We start from the raw sequence: 18,443 nt of genomic DNA on the forward strand, positions 1-18,443 counted from the left end.
GTTACTTGCTCGCCTTCGCATCACCTACATTCACGAAGGTGTGAAATCCAGTGGTCGTGTGTCCGTCCGAGGAAAGTACTTTCCAAATGACAGCATAGGCCCCGGCGGGCAGCGGTGCGCGGGTACTCAGGCTAACTTCCGCGGCCTGCGACGATAGATCGCTCTCAACTGATACCTCGTCGTGAACCGTATCGTCGGGGTTCGCGTTCAGCTCCGAAGCCAGGGTGTTGAGTTGGGCCAAGTTCCGCAGGCCCTCCTCGGGTAGGTTCAGCCTAAATAACCGGAATGTGCTGAAGCGGCTCACGACTGGCTCGCTAAAGACGAGGCGCACCTCCTGGATCGCACCGTTGCCGACGATGGCTTCGGGGGGGATAGCCGCACGCAGGTTGGCATGTGCGTCGGCCGCCCCAGGAGCGCCTAGTAATCCAACGGTGGCGAGCATCACCACTGCCAGACGCGACAACTTTAGTCTCACTGCGTACATCTCTCACCTCCACTGGCTGTAGATCGAATTGGCGTGCTGGGCTGCGGCTGCCGATATCAGGGTGCCGAGCCCCGACGCCGCGGGTAGGTGGTATGCATGCGAAAAGCGTGCCTAACGGACGTACCGGCTTGTTGCAGGAGACCGGCGCTCGCATTTGTTCCGATTTCGTTCCGGCAGGCGGACCGCTGGCCCGAAATGGAACAAGCTGTTTCAGGCCGGAACGTGGCGATAGAGATGTGCTCGGAAGGAAACCACCGAACGACGCGATGTAGACCGATTGGCATGAATTTCGCTGGGCCTAGGGCACCGCAACGAACGCGGTCTGTTGGTCGCCGGTTGAACGGCATTAGAAACGGCCACCAGTGCTAATCGGTAGTACATCACTCATTTGGAGGAGTCATCATGAGCAATTCCGACCATACTGACGGCAAGGGTCCGTCTGATCCGAATATCGCCTCGAAGACCACTGAAGGTCACGTCGAAGCAACCGGCCCATCCGAGTCCCGCCGCAAGTTCCTGAAGTCTGTCGGGATCGGGACCGGTGCCGCGTTCGCGGCCACGGCTGCCGCCCCGTTCCTGCCCGAAAGTGTCCGCGGAATGGTCACGCAGGACGCTCAGGCTCAAATGTTCGGTCGTAGCGGGAGCAAGTACATCAAGCTTCAGGACTTCTACGACCAGCTCGGCGAATACGTACTGCTGGCACCGGGCAAGTTCTCCGGCACCGTCGCTGCGACCGACCTCAGCACCGGGTGGACGATGGCGTGGTTGGCTGGATGGAACTACGGCGACACCTGCCCAATCATGCACCACATGGCCGCCTTCCCGTCCCCGGACCCCTACAAGGAGTTCGAGTTCGTTGTGAACACACAGGGCGGGAAGAACCTGTTCATCTATGGTGTGCCCGTGACAGTGGAAGAGCCGGGCGAGGGCATGAAGATCTACCGGATGCAGTACGACGGTACGCGCATCAACCTCCAGCGGGATGCCGCTGAGGTCAGTGGTCTGGGGTTGGGTGTACACGTGACCGTTAACCCCGAGGCGGATGGTTATGCGGTGGGCGACGGCCAGAAGGACATCTGTGCCGAATTCGACCGTGAAACCGACAAGGTGCGGTATGCCTGGTACTTCGACTGGGATCCCAACGTCAAGGAACTGGAACGCGCTTGGCTCGATGGTGGCGTAATGACGATCAAGCGCCTGAAGCCGACTTTGGCTGACGGCCGCTATGACCTGCAGGGATCAAAGGGCAACAAGATTGACTGGGAATTGGTGCCTGGCGGCGAGCTCCAGATCGAAGAGGGCAAGGTCTCTGGTGATCGCCCGCTCAATGCCTGCGCGAACGATGCCCTGGTATTCGACCCTCGGGGCAAGTGGGCTGTCGCCTCCCTGCGGCTGACGGGTGTCTGTGTCGTGTTTGACCGCGAGAAGGAGGTGCCGGTGGCGGTTCTTTCCGGACCGAAGGGCACGCCTTCTCAGCTGGAGCTGGTCAAAGTCGACGACGACACCTGGACGGTGGAAATACCGGAGGTTGTCAGCGCCGGTCACCAGGCGGGCTTCTCGCCCGACGGAAAGAGCTTCCTGTTTATGAACAGCCTGCGCCAGAACAACATCATGGTGTGGGACAGTTCGGATCATTCCGATCCTAGCCAGTGGGACAAGAAAGCCGTTGTCGAGAGCCCGGACTGGCGTGGCGCTTACCCGAACACGTTCCACATGGTGTTCACGCCGGATGCCAAGAAGCTGTACGTCACGATGTGGTGGCCGTCCCCGACCCCGAACGGTATCGCGGTTATCGACGCGGTCAACTGGGAATTGCTGAAGGAAGTCGACCTCGGCCCCGACATGCATACGTTGGCGATGACGTACGACGGCAAGTTCGTGATCGGTACGCTCTCCGGCTACCAGAACACGGCGTCTGCGATTGTGGTTATGGAAACTGAGACCGATGAGGTGCTTGGCTTCCTGCCCAGTCCGATGGGCCACCATGACAACGTGATTGTGCCGCGCACGCTAGAAGACCTGCGCATCAGCCGTTCCACCACGACCTGACATCGTCGTATCACGAGGGCCGCCAGGCGGCGGCCCTCTATTGATGCTCGGGAGGCGGCATGAACCTTTTTACGCTGGCAGCACACAATCTCTTTCGTAAGCCATTCCGTACGGCCGCGCTAGTACTTGCTGTGGGAATCGCGACGGCGGCGGTGTTTGCGACCGCCACTCTGATGCATGGCATTGAGCGCAGTGTGGACCATGGGTTTTCGAAGCTCGGTGCCGACCTGATGGTGGTACCGAGGGGAACTATGGTCAGTATGGAACGGGCCTTGCTCACCGGTGAACCGTCGACTTTCTATATGGAGGCCGACCTCGCAGACGAGGTCAATGCACTGCAGGGCGTTAGCACCGTAGCATCGCAGCTTTTTCTGACCACGGCCGATGCGGAGCACTGCATTGTCGGTGATGCGTTCCTGGTCGGTTTCGACCGCGAGAACGACTTCACCGTGATGCCGTGGGTGAGTGATCGCCTAGATCGAGAGATGCAGCCCGGAGACGTGGTCGTCGGCGGCGGCAGTGATTTCGAGTTGGGCGAGAGTGTCTACTACTACGGGCAATACTTCACTGTGTACGGGAAACTCGATCGCACGGGCATTGGCCTGTCCGACAACGCGATTTTCCTGGACCTTGACGAAGCCTACGCACTGGCGGAGGCATCGCGCGACTACGACGACGTGGAGCTTGGTTTCGGACCAGGGGACATCTCGGCGGTGTTGGTCCGGCTCGAGAGTGGAGCGGACCCGGAGCGAGTGCGTTTTGCCCTAGCCCAGAACTCGGGCATCTCGGTTGTTGCAGCTGGCAACGTGGTGACCGGCGTGCGTCAGAACGTGGTCGCGCTGTTTGCCGGCACGGCGTTGCTCACGGGCGTACTGATCGTGGGCAACATTCTGATGATCAGTGCGATCTTCTCCACCATCATCAATGAACGCCGGCGCGAGCTCGGCCTCCTTCGCGCAATTGGGGCACGTAAGAGCCGAGTCTTCAATCTAGTGCTCACCGAATCGGCCATGCTCGGGGCTGCTGGTGGAGTGGCTGGGGTCGCACTGGGGTTGATCCTGCTACGCATCTTCAACCGCACGATCGGCTTCCACCTCGACCTGCTGAATATCCCGTTTCTCTGGCCGCCGGTTGAGAACATTGCCTTGATGGGAATGGCGGCGATCCTCATGGCGCTGCTGGTGGCAACGCTAGGTGCGAGCTATCCAGCGGTATCGGGCGCACGACTTGAACCTTACGACGCGATTCGGGCAGGTGAATGATGCTGTTACGTGGCGAAGAACTGTCGAAGTCCTATGTGATCGGAGACCAGCGTATCCAGGCGGTAAATGCTGTCTCGATCGATCTGTCACCGGGTGAATTCGTTGCGGTCATTGGGCATTCGGGGAGTGGGAAATCCACCTTGCTGAGCATGTTGGGCGGCCTTACCCGGCCCACGTCTGGAGCTGTGTACTTCGAGGATGAATCGGTGTGGAGTCAACGGGATGTCCCTAGGTCGTTACTACGAAACGAGCGGATTGGGTTTGTGTTCCAGTTCTCGAGCCTGATTCCAACCCTGACCGCTATCGACAACGTGGTCTTGCCTCGCATGTTCGGGCGAGAACGGGTCAGCAAGGACGTCTATGCCCAGGCCGAGGGACTACTCGAAACCGTAGGGCTGGGGGAGAAGATCCATTGCTTCCCCAGCGAGCTGTCGGGTGGGCAGCAGCGCCGCGTGGCGATCGCCCGTTCGCTTATCAATCGGCCGAGCTTGCTGTTCGCAGACGAGCCGACCGGCGATCTCGACGAACAGACGGAGGCCGAAGTGATGGACCTGTTGCTGCGGACGCTAAACGAGGACAACACCGCATTGTTGATGGTGACACACAACAACGCTCTTGCCGACCGTGCCGATCGTGTCCTGCAGATGAAAGATGGGAGGCTGCTATGAACATTATCCAGATTGCACTGCGGGAAGTTGGCCGGCGAAAAATGCGGACGCTCTACACCGCTTCCGGTATTGCGCTTGCCGTGGCTTTGCTGATCTCGACCATCACCGTTGGCGGTGGTGGATACCAGGATCTCACCCAGACCATCAACCGCTACGGGCATCAGCTCACGATTCTTCCGGCGACCACGAACGAGACCAGCCTGCAGGGCTTTGGAATCGGCGGAGAGCATTACATTCCGGAGGACGCCATTCCGCATCTCCAGGAAGTCTATGAGCAGGCCATTGTCGAAGGATGGCGTGCGCGCGACGCCCTGATCTTGATCGAAGGCTTTATCGGCGACCAAGAACAGGTGGATCCGGCGACCTTCGCGCCTCGTGTCTATGCCGAGACGGAGCTGAAAGGGCGTGACATCGTGTTCGCCGGGATCGAGCCCCGGAAAGAGTATATCGCTAAATTCTGGTGGGAAGTCGATGCGGGGAACCTTGTTCGCAGGGACGACGAGATCATGTTGGGCAAGATCCTTGCGTCGGCGACGCGTACTCAGGTCGGTGACGAGGTCGATATTGCCGGCGAGACGTATCGGGTCGCTGGAATCTTGCAGGAGACCAACTCGCCAGATGACTACATGGCCTTCGCCACGCTGCCGACGGTGCAGCGAGCCTTCAATCGGGAAGGGCAGGTATCGCTGATTAGCGTCCGCGCGATGTGCGCCTACTGTCCCGTCGGTGAAGCGGAACTTGCGATCAATCAGGGCGTGGTTGGCGTGAGGGCTACCTCGCAGCGAGACATCGCAGCGGCCCAAGCAGCGATATTCAGTAATGTTTTCACGACCGTTGTGGGGTTCGTGATTATGGCATTCGTGATCGCTTGCATGGCGGTTTTCAACATGATCATGGGATCGCTGCATGCTCGTATCCGCGAAGTCGGATTGCTGAAGGTGCTTGGGGCCTCACATGCGCAACTGGCCCGTTTATTCATGTACGAGGCTGCATTGATTGGTCTTGTCGGGGGACTCCTCGGGTATCTGATCGGAGTGGGCATCGCCTACCTGCTCGGGCCGATTGTCATGCCCGATGTTGTGATCCGGTGGGAGTGGGAACACGTGGCGCTAGCCGTTGGGGCGGCCCTTGGGGCCAGCTTGTTGGCGACGCTCTATCCGGCATTTCGTGCCTGCAACGCACGCCCTGTCGAGGCTTTCCGGGCCCTCTGATGCCAGCCCAACCAAGGAGGTCGATGTGGATCCTATCGTGCAATTGAAAGGTGTCTCCAAGGTCTACAAAGCGGGCGAAGAGCAGGTTGCCGCGCTCGATGACGTCGATCTTGATATTGGTCGGAACGAGTATGTCGCCATCATGGGGCCGAGCGGCTCAGGCAAGTCGACGTTGCTGAACCTGATGGGTGGCATCGACCGCCCAACCAGCGGTGAAGTTTGGCTCGCTGATCAGCGCATTGACCAATTGTCCGAGCGCCAGCTGCTGGAGGTTCGTCGACGGCGCGTTTCATACGTGTTTCAGGATGCTCGACTTATGCCATCACTCAACGCGATCGAGAACGTGATGTTGCCGCGAGCGTTTAGTGCGGGCAGAGCGGATGCTCGTACGGCCGCACTCCAATGTCTCGAACGAGTGGGGTTGGAGAAACGGGCGAAGCACATGGTGCACGAACTGAGTGGCGGCGAAGCGCAAAGGGTCAGCATCGCGCGGACGCTGATGAAAGAGCCCGACCTGATCCTGGCGGACGAGCCTACTGGCAACCTGGACCGAAAATCGAGAATGGAGATCGTGTACCTATTCGAGGAGCTGAACACGATGGGGAATACCATCGTACTTGTCACGCACGACCAAGAGATTGGTGAGCGCACCCGGCGATGCATCCGCATCGACGATGGGCGTCCACTCCAGGAGGCTGCGTGATGAACGCTGCGTCCGAGTCCCCAATCGAGAGGAAGGGCCAGCCACGTAACCGGGTGGGCAAACGCCGATATGGCTGGAAACGCGTTCTGGGCAAGGTGCTGTTCTGGTTTGCGATCGTTGCCGGTTCTTTCACCATGCTGGACTGGGGGCTCGGCGCTTACCAAAGTAGCCTGATTGAGGCCCGCGAGCAGCGCATGGAGGAGCTTCAGCGCATGGCCTGGCGCCATCTGCGTGCCGACCTGGACGAGATCACGTTGGAGCCTGACGGGCGCTACCGCGTAACGATCTGGATGGAGAACCTCTACCCAGAGAACGACATGTATTTCATGGTGCCGTCGGTCCGAGGGTATCTGCAGGTGGGTCCGCGCTGGGTGGAAGTGCCAGTTGAGGCAGCCGAGGATGGCAATTCTCGCGTGCCTGGCTCGGTCGTGAATCTGTCCGACCGTATCCACCTGGATGTGTTGCTGGAGGCGGATGACTATGACGAATACTACGAGATGCTTGAGGGCTATATGCACATCCGCTTTGACAACACGATGTACCTGAGCCCCGAGGCTGAGCCCGAAGACGATATCGTGGAACGCACCGACTGGTACTACGTCCATCTGCGTCCGAGGGATGCGGATGTTGAAGCGCTGGCGCGCAAGCACCGTTTCGGTGGCAGCGGTGCGCCATTGTTTATCTCGATGCCCCCTCACTAACGGTGTCGGACGTGATTCGGAGGTTCGCGGCGACGGTGATGGTGATGGCCGGGGCTAGTCTGGCCGGCTGCGGGCAGGGTGGCGACCCGCTTGACGTGCAGGTGGAGACGGCCCGGGAAGTATTTCTAGGCGAAGGGGAGGGCGAAGGCGATGGCTTGCTCTTCGTCACTGTGACTTTAGAAAACCACGGTACTCGGGCGGTGCATGTCCTTCTTAATGGCGTCCGGCTCATCCCAGAGGGACGAGACCCAAGCGGGTATGGTTCGTTTATCCGCCACGTCAGCCCGGTCGTGGAGGATTCAGGAGCCTCACCGGAGCACACGAACTTGCGGGCTACACTTGAGGAGTTGGGGTTCGACCGTGCATGGCTGCGTGCAGTATCGCGGAATGAGCTCGCGATCGAGCCAGGAGAGTCGGTTCGGGAACGGTTCGGCTTTAGAGTCGACGGTCCCACGGGGTGGGGTACACTGGAACTACGCTATCACGACGACGCCACGGATCAATTTCAGCGGATACGGCGGCCCGTGCGTGTGTCTGCCGAGGGCACAAGCTGAGTACCGTCCGCGCCAAAGCCGTTGCCAGTGCTAACCGGTATTCGCTTCGCCTGGGATAGGCGCGGTGAGCGGGTGGTTAGCAGGAGGGTCGGTTGAATCAGGGCCAAACGACATTCAAGTCCGGGAACGGACTGATTGACAAGGCACGTACGCCCTTGGGCGGTCCAGAACGCGGTATGCCGGCGGGTCAGCTTGGCATTGCTTCGCTGGTCGTGCTTGTGCCTCCGCTCGCCATGATTATGCAGCATCTGGTGGCGCCCGTTTCAGCGGACCTGCACCACAACGCCGGGGCACACTTCGTGCTTGAACTCTTCTACGGGTTCTTGTCACTGGTCGTTGCCTTCATCTTGTTTCAGGAAGGCCGTCGGTACAGTAATGCACGGCTTGCGTTCATGGCCTATGCGTTTGTGACGATGGGCATACTCGCTCTGGCCCACGCTGTTGCCTCCCCGGGGTCGGTTCTCTTCGTATGGTTTCACTCTTTGTCGGCGCTGTCCGGGGCACTGCTCTTGGGATTGTCCCTGTTGGTCGGGCGAATCGAGTGGTTCCGTCCCGCGTCGGCGACTCCACTTGCCGCGGTGGTCATAGGCACGGTGCTGGTGGCGTTCCTGTCGATACAGTTCGCTGAGTACCTCCACGTGATGCTGGTCAACGGGGGATTTTCTCAGGCGGCAGTGGCCATGAATCTCGCGGCCGGGGTGTTGTTTGTGCTCGTGGGGGGCGCCTTTCTTGCTGAGTTCTTGCGGTCACGCGAGACTTTGTTCCTTGTGTTCTCGGTTGTGTCGCTGCTCCTTGCCCAAAGCGAGTTCATGTTTCCCTACTCCATGCTTTGGGATGTGAACTGGTGGATCTGGCACGGAGTGCGCGTTGGCGTAGTGGCAGTGCTGATCGTGATGCTTGCGATTGAATTCGTGAAGGGCTTTCGGCAGTTGGAGATCTACCATCAGCGCCTGCTCGGTGCGATGCAGTCGATTGAGGACAGCAATCGCAGAATCCAGAACGACAACCAGATGCTCGCGGCGCACGCCGCTATTTTGCAAGACATCAGTCAGTCTCTCGATACCGAGAGCGTGCTGCACTCGATCTTAAGGGCGGCCCGGCGTTTGCCGGGCGTGGCCGACGTCGAGATCCTGCCCGTCGCTGAGCGTGGCATGCCGGGCCAATCCTTGGGGCATGATGCGCAGCGTGCGGAGCCAAACTTCACTGACCAGAGCCGGAGGCTGGTACAGCCACTGGTGGGCCGAGAGCGCGTTCTTGGCAGCATTCAGGTTGATTACGATTCGGACTACACCCCCACGGAAGAAGACTCGGTGCGGCTTCAGGTATTTGCTAACCAGGCCGCAGTCGCAATGGAGCGGGCAAGGCTGCATGAGGAGCTGGCTAAGCGCCATCGTCACCTGAAGGGGATGTACGAGACGCTGCGCGCGGTGACCTCCAGCATCGACCTCGACCGGATCCTCGACAGCTTGCTTCAGCATGAGTCGGAAGTGCTAGAAGCGCGGTACGCCCTGGCGTATCTGTTATCGGAAGACGAGAGTCGGGCGACTGTCGTTGCTGAATATGCACGCGATGAGCGACCGAGGTTTCGTGGCGCCACTTGTTCGGTAACGAGCCATCCGATGTTAATGACTTGCGTGCGTGAGCGACGTTCGTTCCATCTGGCTTTGCAGGAAGACGGACCCGAACACTTTCCGGAAACCGCCATTCAGGCAGCGGTCGATGAGGGAGAGATCAACGAGGCGCTGTACATACCGCTCATCGCCGATGGGCAAGTGATCGGGTGTATTGGCCTCCTCCTTGACGCGGGGTCACCGTTGGGGAGGGACGAGCTGGCGCTTGCACGGGCGCTAGCAGGGCAGGCCGGGTTTGCCATTCATCATGGGCGCCTCTTTCGTGAAAGCCAGTGCTCCGCAGAGTTTCGAACCGGGCTTGGTGAAACGATGATGTCGATGATCGCTGCGCGGGATCTGGATGCGGTGGTTGATGTGGTCTGTTGTGGGGCAGTCAAACTACTGAACTGTTCCCCTGCATTAGTGTGCCTCATCGACGACGATACGGAGTGTCTCCATGGGTGCGTGGCGCGGCATGAAGGGCCGAACGATCTGCGGCGCTTCGAGCGTGCATTGCGGGTCGGTCGTCGTGCCCACGAAGCAGTCGCAGGTAGTGGCGCTCCCGTGTGCCTCACACCCGGTAGCCTCGAAGATCTGGGTCTCGATGGCATTGAGGAGGAACTGGATAACAACGCGCCGATATTGATTGCTCCCTTCAACGTACGCGGACACATGCTGGGATACATGATGCTTCCGGTGTCGATGAATGGGGGGGAGCGTGACTTTGTCGAGCGGACGATGCTGTTCGCGCAGCAGGCAGGATTGGCAATCGAAACCGCAGTACTAATAAAGGACCTGAAACAGGCGTTCGTCGCGCTCGATAACGCACAGCAAAGTCTGGTGGAATCAGAGCGGCTTGCGTCGCTGGGTGAAATGGCGGCCTCGCTTTCGCACGAGATTCGGAATCCCCTGGGTACCGTCACTAGCGCGGTGGGGCTGCTGCAATCGGAGCAGCTGGACGGTTCCGAGCGGCGAGAATTGCTTGAATTGATGGAGTCCGAAGTGAACCGCCTTAATCATCTAGTGTCCGACACGCTCGATTTCGCCCGCCCGGCGCGGGCCCGCGAGCAGTGTTTCGAACTGGGCCCGTTGATTGACCAGATCGTGAGGATGGCGTCGGTTCGCTTTCCCGATCTGGTCGTAGAAAAAGAGCTCCCGGAGGACCTGCCAGATTTGACCGGCGAAGCGGCCGAGATCCAGCAAGTCCTGGCCAATCTACTAGACAATGCTGCGGCCGCGACCCAGGGCAAGGGCGCAGTGTTGTTGCGGGTGAGGCTGGAAGCGGAGCAGGTGTGGTTCGAGATTTTAGACTCGGGTCCGGGGATCCCGCACGAGATGCGCAACCGGGTATTCGAGCCATTCGAGACCACCAAGCCGGATGGCGTGGGGTTGGGGCTGGTGATCGTGCACCGGATCGTTTCGAACTGGGGCGGTACAGTAGACTTGGAGAGTGAGCCCGGCAATGGGACACGGGTAGCGTTCTGTCTGCCGCTGCCCCGTTCCCCTGCAATGCCGAAGGAGGTTAGCTATGACGGGTAGCGTGCTGATCGTGGACGATGAGCGGGGCGTTCGCCGGACGCTGGAGTTCTTGCTCTCCAAAGAGGGCTTTAGGGTGAGCGTCGCGGAGAGTGGGGAGCAGGCAATGGATCGATTCGAGGAGCGCCCCGTCGACTTGGTGCTTACTGATCTGCGCATGGATGGCATGTCCGGGTTGGACGTGGTGCGAGAGGTTAAACGGCGATCTCCAGGGGCGGAGGTTCTCGTGATGACTGCGTTCGGCAGTATCGACACGGCGGTCGAGGCGATGAAACTTGGTGCCACGGACTACATCACCAAGCCGGCGAGGAACGAAGAGATCCTTTGGAAGGTGCGCAAAATACTCGAGGGCCGATCGCTTAGCGAGGCGCATGAACCGGGCAACGAGGAGACCTGTAATTCTGGGCTGGGCGCGCTGGTGGCAGAGAGCCCCGCGATGTGTGAGGTACTGGAACGGATTCGAAAGGTGGCGCCTACAAACCTGACGGTTTTGATTACTGGGGAGACGGGAACCGGTAAGAGTTGCATTGCGCGGGCCATCCACCATCACAGCCAGCTATCCGCAGGGCCGTTCGTGTCCGTCAACTGTGCGGCCTTGCCTGAGCCGCTGCTGGAAAGCGAGCTGTTCGGGCATGCGAAAGGCGCGTTCACCGGAGCAACTCAGGCGCGAAGGGGGCTGTTCGAAGAGGCTCATAACGGCACGCTGTTTCTTGATGAAATCGGAACGTTGCCGGCAAATATGCAGGCAAAGCTTCTCGGTGCATTGCAGGATCGTGAGATTCGCCGTGTGGGCAGCAACACTCCTCAGGCGGTGGATGTGCGCGTGATTGCGGCGACGAACGCGGATCTCGAAGAAGAGGTCGCACGTGACGTGTTCCGGGAAGATCTGTTTTACCGGCTGAATGTCGCCCGGCTACAGGTACCGCCCTTGCGTGAACGAAGGGAGGATATTCCTGTGCTGGCACGAGGCATCCTGGCCCGTCTTGCCGGGGATGGTTCACACGGTGTTGCGGTAACCGACGAGGCTATGTCGGTGCTGTGCAATGCGGAGTATCCAGGTAATGTGCGCGAATTGGAAAACGCCTTGGAGTGGGCAGCAGCGGTCTGTCGGGGGCACCTAATTGCGGTCGCTGATCTTCCCGAGGCGCTCCAACAGCCACAACGGTCTGTTCGCACACCGTTAGAGCAGGGTGAGGAAACAGCAGTGGTTCGCGAGAAGGCGGTGCCGACGGATGGCAGTCTCGCAGGGCATGAGCGTCAGATTATTGAGGAAAGCATCGAGCGCTGCCGCTGGAATCTCACCGCTGCGGCCAAGTCCCTCGGAATCGGCCGCACCACGCTCTGGCGCAAGATGCGCCAGTACAATATTGGGCGTGACCCAGCTTCACGCTGATGGAGTAGGCGTGGCGCGGCCTCGGCGGGCGTGGCACATGGTGACCTAGTGCGGGCCGCCATGCGGAGCCGAGTCTTCGTTGTGACGGTTTGGATGACCGCCCGAGCCGGCGAGGGAAGCGTTGCGAGCCTCGTCCTTCAAGAAGTTCACCAAGTGCCAGATGTCCTGCTCGTCTAAGACCTCTGAGAAGGCAGGCATTGGACCACGTCCATTCCGGATGCGGTATGCGAAGTCACCGTCGGTATGGTGCGGCGCGTGTTCGATCAGATTCGCGGGGGGAGGATCAAGTTCTGTGCCGTCGGGCCCATCGCCGAGGAGTTTTGCGCCGTGGCAACGCAAGCAGTGTTCCGTGTACAGCGACTGACCGCGAACGATCGAATGTTCGTTGGGTGGAATCGGGTTTTCACGCTGGATTTCCGACTCCGGGACCTCCCATCCACTGCCATGACCGTGGGGCGGATGAGCGATTGCGGATCCAGCCATGAGGAGCGCGGCGGAGAGGGTGGTGGCGGTGACACACGACTTCAATTGGTTTCGAATCATCGTAATCCTCCTAAGGCGTTCTCGCGTGCCCGCAACAAAGCGAGTGCAGGCAACTCAAGGGACGCCAGGTGCAGAATGAGACTGGAGGTCACGTTCACCATCTGGCTATCCCGATAGAGCCAAAGCAAGAGCGGGGCCAAGTCATTGGAGTGGCGTTACAAATACCGTCAAACGGCTCTAAAGCAATTGATAGCTGCCTGCCTGCGGATGCAGTGTGCATGGCATCCACGTTTCACGCCGGTTGGATTTGGAACGGGATGGTTCAGTTCGAAACGACGGCTGCCAGAACGTACCGGGGGCAGGCGAGTGTTCAACCTTATAGGTCTGGCAGCGCAGACCGCTCCTCCCTGTTCGGTCAACGCAGATGCAGACGCCGCGAATCCCGATCGGGGGCGAGTGGCCGACCAAGGACGGGCACGCGGCAGGTCATGCTGATCTAGGTGTGCAAACGGCATAGCCATGGTGTGGGGTTTTTGATATGGCAGCCTCCGCCAGATTACGTATCTGGACCGGGTCGTATGCGGCCGATGAGCAGGCACAGGTGGTGACCTTCTTGTTTCGCGGACCTTGGACTGGTTGGATGTAATGGCCTGTTAATCGACTCGGCGCCTGCGCATCGCCCGCGAACCTTCTTGGGCCGGTACGCGTAACACATGCCTTGCAAGTCCTTTTCTCATTCTGTCCTCGAAGACGCCATTTGCCCGACGTGAACCGGACGCGTTCATGCGTCCGGCATGATGGCCATTTCGGATCTGCGGAAGCCGACGCCTCCGTCGGAGTGATCATGTTGTGTGCGAGCTAGGCTATGTCGACTTGGAAATGCAAGGAACTTCCGGAAGATGACCGTGACAGACACAGGTCTGTGCGCGTCCTCGTTCGCGGGAAGGGTTGTTCGATCTGTCATGGATCCTGATCCGTTGTAGGAAGGAGGCGCCGGAGCATCCGGGCAGGATGGGTTGGCAAAGGGTCGTGGGGTGAACCTTCCATTCTTGGATAGTGGCGGCGAGGCACGGGCCGATTCCGTAGAGTCGGATGGCAACGGTCTTCGCGCCGCAACTGCCAGATTGCCGTCGCCGCTGGGAAGAGGCCTTGCGGGCAAGCGGGCTGCGGAACCGGTGGAGGCCCGGTTAACGGGGCGCCGCTACGACATGCCGTACATCCGAGTCCCCGATTAGGGGGCTGTACGGATGGCTCAAGGGTAGGTGCTGCGCTACCGTGGGGCACACCGGCGTCGCGAGGGCTTGTTCGTTGTTCACGTTGAGACGTAAGGGAAAGTTTGGCATCCAGCTTGAGCGAGCCCTGAAGAAGGTGGGCGAGCATGAGGTTACGCTTTACCTGTTGACGCCTCATGACCAAGGGTCTCTCGAACGCGCCCTCGGTGGGACGAGAGCGTTGCCGGAGCGCTGGCATCACGGTTTTCGACTGCTAGGCCTGCCTGCCGAGGACAAGGCGAGCCTAGAGGATGCATCAATTTCTCTGCTGTCGCCGTATTACGAAATGCTATGTGGCACCTGGCTGTCGCGTTACCAGGCGTCCATGGATCAACTTCGTCAGCGATTCGAGAACAGCGACAATCCCGAGGAGATTGTGAGGCGCGCACTGAAGCTCAGCGAAAACCTTGCGCGCAGACTGCGACAGTCTCCCCCTGAGAGCAAGGCGCAGCTGTCATACTTCAGAAGAATGGACATCTATTTCTCGTGGTACGCGGAACAGTTCTTCCTGGAGTGCGCGAGCAAGGTGCAGGTTGGCGATGTCGGTCAACCCTACCGCGAACGGGTCCGGGCCTATCTAGATGCGGAGCGCCAATACAGAGCGCGGCAGGGGTATTTGGCGGATTTCCGAGGTTCGCCGACGCAAGTGTGGAACCGGATGGCGATGTACCACAAGTTGCTGCAATACTCGGTTGTCGCAAAGACCCGAACCACCGACTTGTGGCGTGCCACGTACAGGGCTGTGAAGGCGCTCTATACGATGGTGATCATGACCCTTTTCACCGTACTCATATTCCACACGATAAGGGCCGTACACAGGCTGACCATCACGCTACTGATCATGATCGCTCTGGTCCACGCGCTACGGGATTATCTTCATGACGAAATGGTCAACCGGATCACGGGATGGATTCGCAAGGGAAAACCTCTCGCCAAGACGCGAATTCTGAAACCTCTTACCGGCGAGGGGATGGGTACTCAACTCACCTGGTTCGATTACTTGCCTCCGGCGCGCCTCCCAAGCAATGTCAAGCGCAACGCGGGGAGGGGGCAGCTCGGTGAAGATATGCAGACGGTCCTCTACAGGACACGATTGATTCTGGAGCCGGAGGCGCTGGGGCAGGGACATGTCCAGGAGGTGCTGGGGCTGGACCTGGAACCCCTGTGCAAACTGATCGAAGGTGGGCAGAACCAGTTGTTTTCCGAGACGATCGATGAAGGGATGCAGGACGGGGTTCAGGTGCATAATATCGAGCGGCAGCACATCTATACATTGCTCGCGGTGTGCACGGTTCCGGGCGACCCCTTGTTAAGGGTACAACGCTGGCGCGTGACCCTGTCAGTGCGCGGCATCGCCCAGTGCGAATCCATAGAGGCGAATTGGCCGTGACCGCGGCACGAGCTCTCGACGGCGGTGTAATGCGGCGCGTCCATGCGGCTCACCCGTGGACCGCGTGAGGCAAACCGTTCTCGCCGCTCCCATCGTCCGGTTCGGTCAGGTCGTGGATCGAATCGGAAGAAGAGGGCGCCCTCCTTCTTGGTGCGTCGTTGCCGTCTGCCGACAGGACGACGGGCAGACGTTGATGGCGGAGTTGACGCAGCTATTTACCGACCGGCTGGGCCTCCAGCCCGGCGCTCACGGCCAAGCCCTCGTAAAATCCATTGCCTTCCTCGCCTGATCACGCCCGGGCGACCTTCGTTCCGGACCTCCCGAAATCCGCAACTGACAGAGAGTCATGGGAGTCAGACCCCTCGACAATCGTGATTCTGTCCTCCGCGGGAGTCGGTGTACTCCGCCAAACGACTAAGCGGCGCGATCGCCGACGCCGAAGCAAAGGAAAATACGAACGGGGACGCTGGTCGCCAGTGTCGACCGTCCACCGCGGTCAGCAACTGCTCGACAATTACAGTCCCGGTTCGCTAAGCAGGCCTTCCACATCGAGCCGCCGGGTGACCATGGCCAGGTCGCCCTCCTGGTTCCGGGGCCACGCTTCGCGGGGACGGTCCCAGTAAAGTTCCACCCCGTTCTGGTCGGGATCGCGCAGGTACAAGGCTTCGCTGACGCCATGGTCGCTGGCCCCGTCCAGTGGTATCCCGGCGGCCCGCACGCGCCGCAAGGCATTGGCAAGAGCCGCACGCGTCGGATAGAGGATGGCGAGGTGATAAAGCCCGGTCGTCCCGGCCGGTGGCGGGGAGCCTCCCGCGCTCTCCCATGTATTCAGCGCAATATGGTGGTGATAGTCGCCCGCTGCCATGAAGGCCGCCTGGGAGCCATAGCGCTGGGTCAGTTCGAAGCCGAGGACGCCGCAGTAGAAATCCAGCGCGCGTTGCAGGTCGGCCACTTTAAGATGCACGTGGCCGATCCGCGTCCCGGCCTCAATGGGACCGAAATCCGGTGAATTCACGCTGTGCGTTCCCATCGTTGCTCCTTCGTGCCTTCCCGGAGCGCTTTCATGGCCACGCTCCATGGCACTAGCTGGTCCAGCATCCCATTAAGCGATTCCTCGTTCCTGGGATGCGGCTTGCACACAGTCATATCCTCGAAATCGGTGAAGAGCGATAACTCGACCTGATTCCGCACGTGCGCCACGTGCAGCGCGCTGGCCACCAATCGCAGTTGCTCCACCGCCCGCACGCCACCCGCGGCGCCGTATCCGACGAAGCCCGCCGCCTTGTTGTTCCATTCGCCAAACACGAAATCGAGCGCGTTCTTGAGGGCGCCCGGAGGGCCATGGTTGTACTCCGGCGTCACAAAGACATAACCGTCGAAGGACGCAACCGTGTCCGCCCATGCCTTGGTATGGGGCTGCGAGTACTGCCCCATCGACGGCGGCACCGGCTCATCGAGCATCGGCAAGTTGAAATCCGCGATGTCCACGAGCGCGAACTCCGCGTCGGTCCGCCGGGTGGCGATATCGTAGACCCAGTGCGCGACGGACTCGCCGGCGCGGCCCGGGCGGGTGCTTCCAATTACAATGGCAATCTTGGGCATTGTTCTCTCCTTCACTGATTTCGTTAAAAATCATGACGAGCGGTCTCGCATCCCAGGGTGCTGCATAGCCTTTTTCCAACTCCCTGCTCAAGAGCGCACGATCATGCTCACCGGTAGACAAGGCCCCCGTCGATGATGGGAGCCTGGCCGGTCATGTAGTCAGAATCGGGCCCAGCGAGGTAAGCGACGAAGGCGGCCACGTCTTCAGGCGTCTGCGCACGGCCCAATGCAATGCCGCCGACAAACTTGTCGTAGTTCTCACCGATCTTCGCGCCCGTGATTTCGGCCATGCGGCGGTCAATCTCGACCCACATGTCGGTGCCCACCACGCCGGGGCAGTATGCGTTCACGGTGATACCATCTCCGGCAAACTCTTTGGCCGCGGCCTGCGTCAGGGCACGCACGGCAAATTTCGTTGCCGAATAGGCGCCCAGTAGCGGAAAGCCTTCGTGACCGGCGATCGACGAAGCGCTGATGATCTTGCCCTTCCGGCCACGCTGCTTGAACTTCGCGGCGGCAGCCTGAATGCCCCACAAGACACCCTCGACGTTCACCTTGAAGACTTTCTCGGCTTCCTCGGGCGTAAGATCAGCGATTGCCTGGATGCTTGCGATCCCGGCATTGTTGACGATCACATCGAAGCCGCCGAGCGCCTTTTCGGCGTGATCGACTGCCGCGTAAACCTCGTCGCGCTTTGACACATCCGCCTTGAAGGTCGTGGCGTTACGACCAAGCGCCCGCGCCACTTCCGCAACGGCCTGCATCTTTTCCTCATTCATATCCACGATGGCGATATCCGCACCGTCGTTGGCCAGGCGCAGCGCGATTGCCCGGCCGATACCCTGTCCCGCGCCCGTTATCAAAGCGACTTTGTCGTTGATGCTCATGTCCATGTTCCTCTTCAAATTGAATGCTCTATTGCAGTGAAACTTTCGGCTACTGATTACCGTTGGATGTGGGCGCCGGCTGATCGCGGTTGCCACACGGGCCCGGGATTTACCGCCGCAGCGCCGCATCCAGCGACCACCGGCCGCCGCCGCGGAAGAAGATCGCCAGCGCCACCAAGGTCCACATCAGGGGAAACTCGAAGCCGCCCTCGGTCCAGAAGAACCCGCTGGACCAGTGCACGGTTATCGTCACCGCCAGGAATGCCGCGACCACCAGCGCCACCGGCCGAGTGAGCAGCCCAAGGGCCAGCAATAGCCCGCCGAAGACCTCGATAATCCCGGCCGCCAGCGCAAACAGCAGCCCCGGCTCAAAGCCCAGGGTGCCGCCGAAGTATTCAGCCGTTCCCGTGAGGCCGTGGCCTCCGAACCAGCCAAACAGCTTCTGGGCGCCGTGGGGGATGAGCAGCAGCCCGGCGGTGATACGCACCAGCGGCCAGGCCAGCGGCGCCAGGCTGTCCAGGGCCGCGGGCCCCTGCAGCGCCCGGAAAAGTGATGGATTGGAAGTTGTCGTTGCCATGGGAATGTCTCCTGTTGTTGAACCGGTCGTTTCCGTTGCGACCACGGGGACCATCCTGCCTT

General features: G+C 60.2%; 16 protein-coding genes. 10 read left to right on the plus strand and 6 right to left on the minus strand.

Annotated elements, in window-relative coordinates:
- Position 1: 1 nt before the first annotated feature.
- Positions 2-484, minus strand: a complete 483-nt coding sequence (locus G372_RS0106315; protein ID WP_018649406.1) for a copper resistance CopC family protein — start codon at positions 482-484, stop codon at positions 2-4.
- Positions 485-886: 402 nt separating this feature from the next.
- Between G372_RS0106315 and G372_RS0106320 the strand changes: the two genes are divergently transcribed.
- From G372_RS0106320 to G372_RS0106360, 9 genes are all read left to right on the plus strand, one after another.
- Positions 887-2,533 (plus strand): YncE family protein, encoded by a 1,647-nt coding sequence (locus G372_RS0106320; RefSeq protein ID WP_019623383.1) that lies wholly within the window; start codon positions 887-889, stop codon positions 2,531-2,533.
- Between the two features lie 59 nt (positions 2,534-2,592).
- Positions 2,593-3,795, plus strand: a complete 1,203-nt coding sequence (locus tag G372_RS0106325; protein WP_018649408.1) for an ABC transporter permease — start codon at positions 2,593-2,595, stop codon at positions 3,793-3,795.
- Positions 3,792-4,463, plus strand: coding sequence for an ABC transporter ATP-binding protein (locus G372_RS0106330; protein WP_018649409.1), 672 nt, complete (start codon positions 3,792-3,794; stop codon positions 4,461-4,463). The genes G372_RS0106325 and G372_RS0106330 overlap by 4 nt, the downstream gene beginning before the upstream one ends.
- Positions 4,460-5,674, plus strand: a complete 1,215-nt coding sequence (locus G372_RS0106335) for an ABC transporter permease (protein ID WP_018649410.1) — start codon at positions 4,460-4,462, stop codon at positions 5,672-5,674. Before G372_RS0106330 ends, G372_RS0106335 begins: the two co-directional genes overlap by 4 nt.
- Before the next feature lie 25 nt (positions 5,675-5,699).
- Entirely contained in the window at positions 5,700-6,377 is a 678-nt protein-coding gene (locus G372_RS0106340; RefSeq protein WP_018649411.1) for an ABC transporter ATP-binding protein, read from the plus strand.
- On the plus strand, positions 6,377-7,078 hold the full coding sequence (locus tag G372_RS0106345) for a hypothetical protein (RefSeq protein WP_018649412.1): 702 nt from the start codon (positions 6,377-6,379) through the stop codon (positions 7,076-7,078). Before G372_RS0106340 ends, G372_RS0106345 begins: the two co-directional genes overlap by 1 nt.
- An 11-nt stretch (positions 7,079-7,089) precedes the next feature.
- On the plus strand, positions 7,090-7,632 hold the full coding sequence (locus G372_RS14570; RefSeq protein WP_018649413.1) for a hypothetical protein: 543 nt from the start codon (positions 7,090-7,092) through the stop codon (positions 7,630-7,632).
- Between the two features lie 92 nt (positions 7,633-7,724).
- A complete protein-coding gene (locus G372_RS0106355) occupies positions 7,725-10,781 on the plus strand; it encodes an ATP-binding protein (protein WP_231362411.1) in 3,057 nt (1,018 codons plus the stop codon).
- A complete protein-coding gene (locus tag G372_RS0106360) occupies positions 10,771-12,171 on the plus strand; it encodes a sigma-54-dependent transcriptional regulator (RefSeq protein ID WP_019623382.1) in 1,401 nt (466 codons plus the stop codon). The genes G372_RS0106355 and G372_RS0106360 overlap by 11 nt, the downstream gene beginning before the upstream one ends.
- Before the next feature lie 45 nt (positions 12,172-12,216).
- Here the strand turns inward: G372_RS0106360 and G372_RS13915 are convergent, their stop codons facing one another.
- Positions 12,217-12,714: a c-type cytochrome gene (locus G372_RS13915; RefSeq protein ID WP_231362410.1), complete on the minus strand. Its 498-nt coding sequence runs from the start codon at positions 12,712-12,714 to the stop codon at positions 12,217-12,219.
- 1,392 nt (positions 12,715-14,106) lie between these two features.
- On the opposite strand from G372_RS13915, the gene G372_RS13520 reads away from it, so the two are divergent.
- Positions 14,107-15,315 (plus strand): hypothetical protein, encoded by a 1,209-nt coding sequence (locus G372_RS13520; RefSeq protein ID WP_231362409.1) that lies wholly within the window; start codon positions 14,107-14,109, stop codon positions 15,313-15,315.
- Between the two features lie 514 nt (positions 15,316-15,829).
- On the opposite strand, the gene G372_RS0106380 is transcribed toward G372_RS13520, so the two are convergent.
- The 4 genes from G372_RS0106380 to G372_RS0106395 form a co-directional block, all read right to left on the minus strand.
- Entirely contained in the window at positions 15,830-16,345 is a 516-nt protein-coding gene (locus G372_RS0106380) for a VOC family protein (protein ID WP_018649419.1), read from the minus strand.
- Positions 16,327-16,917, minus strand: a complete 591-nt coding sequence (locus tag G372_RS0106385) for an NADPH-dependent FMN reductase (protein WP_018649420.1) — start codon at positions 16,915-16,917, stop codon at positions 16,327-16,329. Before G372_RS0106385 ends, G372_RS0106380 begins: the two co-directional genes overlap by 19 nt.
- Positions 16,918-17,024: 107 nt before the next feature.
- Complete coding sequence (locus G372_RS0106390; RefSeq protein WP_018649421.1) at positions 17,025-17,804, minus strand: acetoin reductase; 780 nt, start codon at positions 17,802-17,804, stop codon at positions 17,025-17,027.
- A gap of 109 nt (positions 17,805-17,913) precedes the next feature.
- Complete coding sequence (locus tag G372_RS0106395; RefSeq protein WP_018649422.1) at positions 17,914-18,381, minus strand: DoxX family protein; 468 nt, start codon at positions 18,379-18,381, stop codon at positions 17,914-17,916.
- Between the last annotated feature and the right edge of the window lie 62 nt (positions 18,382-18,443).

The organism is Thioalkalivibrio thiocyanoxidans ARh2, from assembly GCF_000385215.1.
Taxonomy (GTDB): domain Bacteria; phylum Pseudomonadota; class Gammaproteobacteria; order Ectothiorhodospirales; family Ectothiorhodospiraceae; genus Thioalkalivibrio; species Thioalkalivibrio thiocyanoxidans.